We start from the raw sequence: 6,885 nt of genomic DNA, 5'->3' as shown, positions 1-6,885 counted from the left end.
CTGGAGAGTTCGCATCGCGGCTGGGGCAAGTCGGTGATCATCGGGGTTGCCGGCGCCGGCCAGGAGATCTCCACCCGCCCCTTCCAGCTGGTCACCGGCCGCAACTGGATGGGCACCGCCTTCGGCGGCGCCCGCGGCCGCACCGATGTGCCGAAGATCGTCGAGTGGTACATGGACGGCAAGATCCAGATCGACCCGATGATCACCCACACCATGCCGCTCGAGGACATCAACAAGGGCTTCGACCTGATGCATGCGGGCGAAAGCATCCGCAGCGTCGTAGTGTATTGACGAAGCAGGTCTCGCTTCTCGAGAAAGCTTATGGCGGCACTTCTTGGAAGACCATCTGCGTTGGCATGCCGAGCGGCTTTTTCGCTACAGGATCAAAGGCGACATCGCTCACAACCATGCATGCGGCTGCACCAAGTGCTGGAAGCCCGCTGGCGCGAATTTCTCGATCGTTGCCGTCGCTCCGTCGAGAACATCGAAGTCCTGGAGAACGGCTCGAAGCTCGTGGTCGTCGATAACGCCGCGCTGATCCAGCGCCATGCATGCAGGGAATGCGGGGTCCACATGTACGGTCCCGTGGAACGCGATCACGCGTTCAACGGACTGTCGTTCATCCATCCGGAACGCTTCGAGGAGTCGGGTTGGGCAGAGCCCGGATTCGCCGCCTTCGTATCTTCGATCATCGAAAGCGGCTACAACCCCGCGAAGATGGACGGTGTCCGGGCCCGACTGCGGGAACTTCAGCTGGAGCCGTATGACTGCCTCGCTCCTGGGTTGATGGACTACCTCGCGACCTGGACGGCGAAGAAAGCTGGCGTCATCGCGGCTTGATTGAAACGGGGCGGCCCTCAAGGTCGTCCCTACACCGGCTGCTGAATTGCCTGTGTGAGCCACCCTGAAACAAGATCGATGACCGGTGCTCTCTTCGCATGGGCGGGAACCAGGATCATATGTCGACCTTCTGCGTCGAACTCGACGTTCCCCGCCTTGACGAGAGTGCCGTCTTCGATGCAGGATCTTATCAGGGTGTCCCAGCCCAGTGCTACGCCCTGTCCGGCTTTCGCCGCGGAAATCGTCTCGGTATAGTGACTGAACCGGAGGGCGGGCTCTGTGACTTCCGATCGGCGTCCTGTCATCGCAAACCAATCCGGCCAGCGTACCCAGCTTCGGCTGGAGACGTCAGTCTCGATCAGGTCGAATGTTCCCGAAGGAAACGAAGACAGGCTGTGCGTCGCTTTGTACTCAGGCGAGCAAACCGGAAAAATTCGGTCGCCTGTCGAGGCTATCGCCGTAGTGCCCGACGGAGTCGACGAGCCGTAGTGGAACACCACGTCGACTTCCCCCGTGTCCATCGTGAACTTGCTGTCCTGCGAGATGACACGGATTTGCACGCCGGGATGCTTGCTTCGGAATTCCGCCAGTTTGGGCAGCAGCCAAAGTGAGGAGAACGCTATGGTCGCGCCTATGGTCACGACGTCGCTTCTGTTTTCGCGAAGAGCTTCCACCGCGTCAGCGATGTCCGAAAAACTATCCGCGAGTGTCGCGCCAAAGATCAGGCATGCAGGGGTTGGCACGATCGTGCGATGACCCCGATTGAATAGGGGCCTGCCAAAATCATTCTCGAGCAACGCGATGAGCCTGCTCACCGCAGCCTGCGTGACGCCAAGCTCCTTCGCCGCCACAGTCACACTTCGGTGCCGTATGGTCGCTTCGAGGGCTACTAATGCTGTCAAAGACGGCAGCTTCTTCCGGAAATTCATCTAAGCCTCACAAAATCCTCTGATACATAACATATTATTATTCGATGCACAATTATTTGTGCCGTTGAAAACAAATGGCTTTTCGCACATTTTGGGGCTCGAAAATCTATAAGAGGATATCATGCTAAACAAGTTGCCCTCCTCCATCACCAATCTTCTCGACGCGAGGCTCGATGGACACGCTCTCCCGCAAGGGCTCTACACTCGCGAGGATGTTTTTCAGGCGGACCTTGATGTCTTCTTCACTCACCATTGGATATACGTAGGGTTGGAATGTGACGTGCCGGAGCCGGGCGACGCCACAGTGCTCGACATCGGAAAAACCAGCCTGATCCTGCTCCGCGACGATGATGGCGAGATCAGAATTGTCCACAACGTCTGTCGCCATCGCGGCTCTCGCCTCGTAGATGACGGCCCGACGGTCATTTCGAAGCTCGTGTGCCCCTACCATCAATGGACGTATGAGCTGTCGGGCGAACTTGCTTATGCCCCTCACATGGGGACCGACTTTGATAAATCGTGCAAGAATCTCAAGTCTGTGAACTTCAGAAATATCGGCGGACTGATATATGTCTGCCTCTCCGATAATCCGCCGAAAGACATCGACAATCTGGAAAGGGTCATGATCGAGCGCCTCGCGCCATATGGACTGCAGGACACAAAGATCGCCTACCAGACCGATGTCATCGAGGAAGGCAATTGGAAGCTCACGATCGAAAACAATCGCGAGTGCTACCACTGCGCCGCCAATCATCCGGAACTCTGCGTCTCGTTTGTAGAAGTCGATTTCGGGTACGACCCTGCGACGCTGAGCGAGGAAGATCGGCAGACTGCGGAAGAGCATAGCCGTCTATATGCCGAGCGCATCAAGGCATGGGAGGGTGACGGCTTTCCGTCGGCTCCAGCAGAGCAACTAGCCGGGCATGAGACGAACTTCCGTACCCAGCGCCTCATCATCTCCGGCGCTGGAGAATCGCAGACGCCGGACGCCACGGCGGCGGTCGACAAGCTTTTGGGCACTATGACCAGGAAGGACCTTGGCGACACCCATCTCTGGGGGCATAACAGCTGGAACCACTTCATGGGGGACCACGCGGTCACGTCGATGGTAATCCCGCTTTCGCCAAGCCGCACGCTTGTGCGTACCAAGTGGCTGGTCCACAAAGACGCTGTAGAGGGCGTCGACTACGATCTCGAAAAACTGACGAATGTCTGGGTCGCCACCACCGACCAGGACGCAGAGCTGGTAAGCCGTAACCACCGAGGCGTTGAGGACCCTGCTTACCAGCCCGGACCGTATTCGCAGTTCACCGAAAAGCAACTCGACAGTTTCGCGACGTGGTACGTCGAGCGGCTGCGCGCCCATGGCTACTGAAACCGTGTCGGCCGAGCGCGAGTGGGACCCAGAGAACGATACCGACCTCGTCTGTGTCGACGTCCATCAGGAAACCCACGATGTGAAAACCTTCACCTTCGCCTCCAGCGAAGGCAAATATTTCAGGTTCTTGGCAGGACAGTATTTCGCTTTCGATACGTCCATCGATGGCGAAGAGGAGACGCGCTGCTACAGCATTTCGTCGTCTCCCCTTCGACGAAATGCAGTGTCCGTCACGGTCAAGAGGGTTTCAGGCGGCAAGGTTTCAAACTGGCTCCATGACAACATGTCGGCTGGAAGGACCGTTAAAGCGATCGGCCCCTTGGGACAGTTCGTTCGGCCACGGGAGCCGCAGAGAAAGTTTCTGTTCCTCAGCGGCGGCTCCGGTATCACGCCCGTGATGTCGATGACGCGCGAGATGGCAGACATGTGCGTGCCAGTCGACGTTGTGTTTTTCCACGCGGGCAGGACTCCGCTTGACCTGGTGTTTCGATCAGAGCTGACGAACGTCGCGAGTCGTTTGAAAGGGCTCAGGCTATTTTTTCTGCCTGAGTTCCTGTCGGGTGAGGCTTCTTGGTGTGGTTTCGCCGGACGCATTTCCAGGGAACTCTTTCAACTCACGGTGCCTGATCTCGCGGAACGGGTGGTGATGTGCTGTGGTCCGGCTCCGTTCATGGCCGCGGCAAGAAGGCTCGTCACTGAGCTCGGCGTCCCGGAATCGAACTATATCGAAGAGAGCTTCGACTCTGCCGTTATCGAGGACGCTCCCGCCGTGCTGGTCGAGGAAGCCTCTTCCCAGGTTTTCAAGGTCGACTTCGCCAAACAGAATAAGAGCATCGAGGTCTCGCCCGAACAGACGGTCCTGTCGATCGCCAAGAAGGCGGGCGTCCGGCTGCCGTCGTCTTGTTCGAACGGACTGTGCGGTACCTGCAAGTCGAGGCTTGTGAGCGGATCGGTCGACATGAAGCACAACGGCGGAATACGCCAGCGGGAGATAGATGCCGGGATGTTTCTACCGTGCTGCTCCAAGCCGCTGAGCGACCTCGTCATCGACAGGTGACGGTTCCCGCCTCGGCATCGAGGGTCACTCGGACACCACCCTACGTAGCGCACCTTTTGATCGATCGTCGGGCATGGTTGTGGTGCCTTACTCAAATTTCAGCGGCTTCTCCCGCACTCTCGAATGGATAGCTGAAGACCCGCTCAGCGGTCGGGTCCACAGCGCTACGCCTGATAAACCTGAGAAGGTTTATGCGGACATCATGACACGTCAGATTCATGACCCATTCATCGTCTTGGATTGGGTCGCATAGTCTCACTTCACCGCCTTGAAGGGATGCGAACCTGCGGCCCCGGCCAATTAAAGTTAAAGTATTGAAATGATTAGACCATGTCGTCACTCTTCTGCCGTTGCCGGCGTCCTTTGTGAAATCGCTGTGGGTAGATTCGCATTCGCTTGACCGACAACGCTCTGCCTGGCATACAAAGCGTGGCCCTACACGCGGGCCGGTGTGCCCGCCACGCAAAGCTATGTCAGCGTTTCATTTCTCTGAAGTGTCACTCCGTGCCAATCGGCATGGTCTGGCCATTAGCGGGCACATGGTCGGATCATTTCGGGACATGGATATGACCGAAGCAAATAAACTTAGCAGCCTCAAGCTTCTTGCTAAACGATACGCGCGGGCCAACAGGATCACACTGCACCAAGCTCTTGACTTGGTTGCGGGGAATTCGCCAGCTGGACCAAAGTCGTCTCTGCTAACAAAAGGGATTGGATCCCCACTATCGAACAGATGGCGAGCGTCGAAGCGCTCGTTGCGGCAGATCTTCCAGCAGATTTTCAGGCTGGGCATCCCGAAGCAATGGCCCACCGCTTGGCGTACCTTGATAACGCCGAACATGGCATGATCGGCAATCAATCATACCGCCTTCAAGTGGCTTTACACGACGTCATCATGGCGGGAGATGGGTGGAGCATCACATTGCCAGAAAACCCTGGTGCGGGGCCGATCGTCCAGACAGTCACCGAAAATGATGAGAAATGCCCGGTGTTTGAGCCGGCTTTTCTCCAGAAAGCACTTAACCTAGTGAGAGATCGGGCTGCTCGGGTTCGTGGCGAAATCTCCACGGATTGGCCCCGACGGTCCACAAAACCTGACCACGACGGGGTTGTACGCCACCCGTTGTGGGGCCGCGAGTCGGACGCGTGGTTCTGCTTATTGTAGCGGAAAGATCACCGGAATTCAGCTCGCTCAAAACCTTTGGCATTGCCCTGGGTGTGGCGCATCACCTCTCGACATCTTCGACACGGCCTTCTGGTGTGAAGACGAGGGGAAATCTCTCCAGCCTGTGAAAACTGATGGCGCCGTTGACGGTGACAAGCCCGATTTCCGGGGTGTCGATGACCGACCCAAACTTGAGTTGAATGGTGAGAAGATCACTCTCCTCATCCGAAGCGCATTGCTAGATGATGCAACGAACATTAGCGAGAAGCTGGGCGCGCTTCAGGCTGAAATCACTGTCGATGACGAAAATGACGTCTGGATCTCGCTTGAGGAGGATTTGTGGCCGCACGACAAGGAGCCGGTTCAGGCTTTGATTGTAGCGGCGCGGCTGGGTCTGGAGGTCGAACTCGAAACGATGTGGTCCACCATACCTTTCCACTGGCCGGGGCTGGGTGAGCTAACCTCGAGCACGAGTGAATACACGCAGATGATGCTGGATGCGTACGCCCAGTACGATTCCTCACCAAAATAGCAAAACGTAGTCCGTTTGCGACCAATCCTTCTTCTCGGAAGCCTATGCTTATCGGTGGGTTGGTTGGCCACAATCGCTATACACCTGTGATCGAAGCTTAGGCCGACTTGGGCGATCGTGACCATCGCGCGGCGATCATTGCCACGGAGCCAATACATGACCGAGTACCGTGCAAAACCGACATGAACTGCGGCGCCCGTGCGCCTCGGTTCATCTAAGTCGCCCGACCGGTCAAAGGGGCGGCCGCGTGCCCTGTGCATAAGACTCCAGGCAACCCCCATGCCGATCCGAAAGTCGACGTCCCTCACCTTGCAAAGCTCGAAATTCCGGGAAATTCATTGGAAAGCGCAAGTTCCGCAGGAGATATTATCTGATCCCGCGAACACAGAACGAGAACATCTGGCACGACATAGGTACTCTGCGCGCCACGGGCGACCAATGATGACTAGCGGTCAGCGACTGGGAATCGATAACGGATCCGAATCAACAACCCTGTCGTTAGAAGCCTGTTTGTCTAAATAGCGCACCAAGCGGACATAGGCTTGGCTTGGATGAATGACCGGTTTGGTGCCGGTGCGGTCTGTCCACTTTCAAGATCCAAACCTCGGTAGCGGCAATTCATCAACGGATCGGAGGGTTGCAACTCGCGACCCTGAGGCCCTTAGTAAGTAGACTAGGCACTCCGGTGATTGAGAGAGTGCCAAAATGCTTCCAGTAGGGCGGCAACTCCGCTTTCAAAGTCTGAGAGCATTGCCTCATTCGAGGATTGGTGCCCTATGCTTCGATTCTGGACAGCTACAGCAAGGGCGGCTCCATGCGTGTAGTCGACAAGTATATGCGTCCAACGCAACGAATGCTCGGATGAGGAATCGCGTGCGCTCAAAAGGCTGGTCAGCTCATCAGTTATCCTCTTGGCGTGATCAGGAAAAATGGCTGGCCGGGCAAAGATTGCCAGGGTCAAGGCAGGGTAGAGGACTACCTTTG

At 56.8% G+C, this 6,885-nt stretch carries 4 protein-coding genes and 3 pseudogenes; 5 read left to right on the top strand and 2 right to left on the bottom strand.

Features of this window, described 5'->3' with window-relative positions; all coding sequences use genetic code 11:
* Together A3AY_RS0124725 and gfa are read left to right on the top strand one after the other, a co-directional pair.
* Positions 1–291, top strand: a pseudogene (locus A3AY_RS0124725) (S-(hydroxymethyl)glutathione dehydrogenase); the annotation flags it as partial.
* An 82-nt stretch (positions 292–373) separates the two neighbouring features.
* A pseudogene (gene gfa, locus A3AY_RS36085) lies at positions 374–840 on the top strand (S-(hydroxymethyl)glutathione synthase); the annotation flags it as partial.
* A 29-nt stretch (positions 841–869) separates the two neighbouring features.
* On the opposite strand, the gene A3AY_RS0124715 reads toward gfa, so the two are convergent.
* Complete coding sequence (locus A3AY_RS0124715) at positions 870–1,769, bottom strand: LysR substrate-binding domain-containing protein (protein WP_018328360.1); 900 nt, start codon at positions 1,767–1,769, stop codon at positions 870–872.
* A gap of 121 nt (positions 1,770–1,890) precedes the next feature.
* Here A3AY_RS0124715 and A3AY_RS0124710 point away from each other — a divergent pair, with 121 nt between their 5' ends.
* From A3AY_RS0124710 to A3AY_RS38230, 3 genes are all read left to right on the top strand, one after another.
* Positions 1,891–3,144 (top strand): aromatic ring-hydroxylating oxygenase subunit alpha, encoded by a 1,254-nt coding sequence (locus A3AY_RS0124710; protein WP_026203792.1) that lies wholly within the window; start codon positions 1,891–1,893, stop codon positions 3,142–3,144.
* Positions 3,134–4,204 (top strand): FAD-binding oxidoreductase, encoded by a 1,071-nt coding sequence (locus tag A3AY_RS0124705; protein ID WP_018328357.1) that lies wholly within the window; start codon positions 3,134–3,136, stop codon positions 4,202–4,204. Before A3AY_RS0124710 ends, A3AY_RS0124705 begins: the two co-directional genes overlap by 11 nt.
* Before the next feature lie 1,289 nt (positions 4,205–5,493).
* Positions 5,494–5,901 carry a hypothetical protein gene (locus A3AY_RS38230; protein ID WP_018328355.1) on the top strand — a complete coding sequence of 136 codons (408 nt, stop codon included), beginning with the start codon at positions 5,494–5,496 and terminating at the stop codon, positions 5,899–5,901.
* A gap of 673 nt (positions 5,902–6,574) precedes the next feature.
* On the opposite strand, the pseudogene A3AY_RS40185 reads toward A3AY_RS38230, so the two are convergent.
* Positions 6,575–6,885, bottom strand: a pseudogene (locus A3AY_RS40185) (TetR/AcrR family transcriptional regulator); the annotation flags it as partial.

The sequence above is a fragment of the Rhizobium giardinii bv. giardinii H152 genome, assembly GCF_000379605.1.
In the GTDB taxonomy this organism is placed as follows: Bacteria; Pseudomonadota; Alphaproteobacteria; order Rhizobiales; family Rhizobiaceae; genus Pararhizobium; species Pararhizobium giardinii.
The sequence above is the reverse complement of the archived record's forward strand: the minus strand, read 5'-3'. Positions and strand labels throughout refer to the sequence as shown.

Excerpts from the sequence above, each read along its gene's own strand:
- A3AY_RS0124715 (WP_018328360.1), bottom strand. The coding sequence starts at position 1,769 with ATGAATTTCCGGAAGAAGCTGCCGTCTTTGACAGCATTAGTAGCCCTC.
- A3AY_RS0124710 (WP_026203792.1), top strand. The coding sequence starts at position 1,891 with ATGCTAAACAAGTTGCCCTCCTCCATCACCAATCTTCTCGACGCGAGG.
- A3AY_RS0124705 (WP_018328357.1), top strand. The coding sequence starts at position 3,134 with ATGGCTACTGAAACCGTGTCGGCCGAGCGCGAGTGGGACCCAGAGAAC.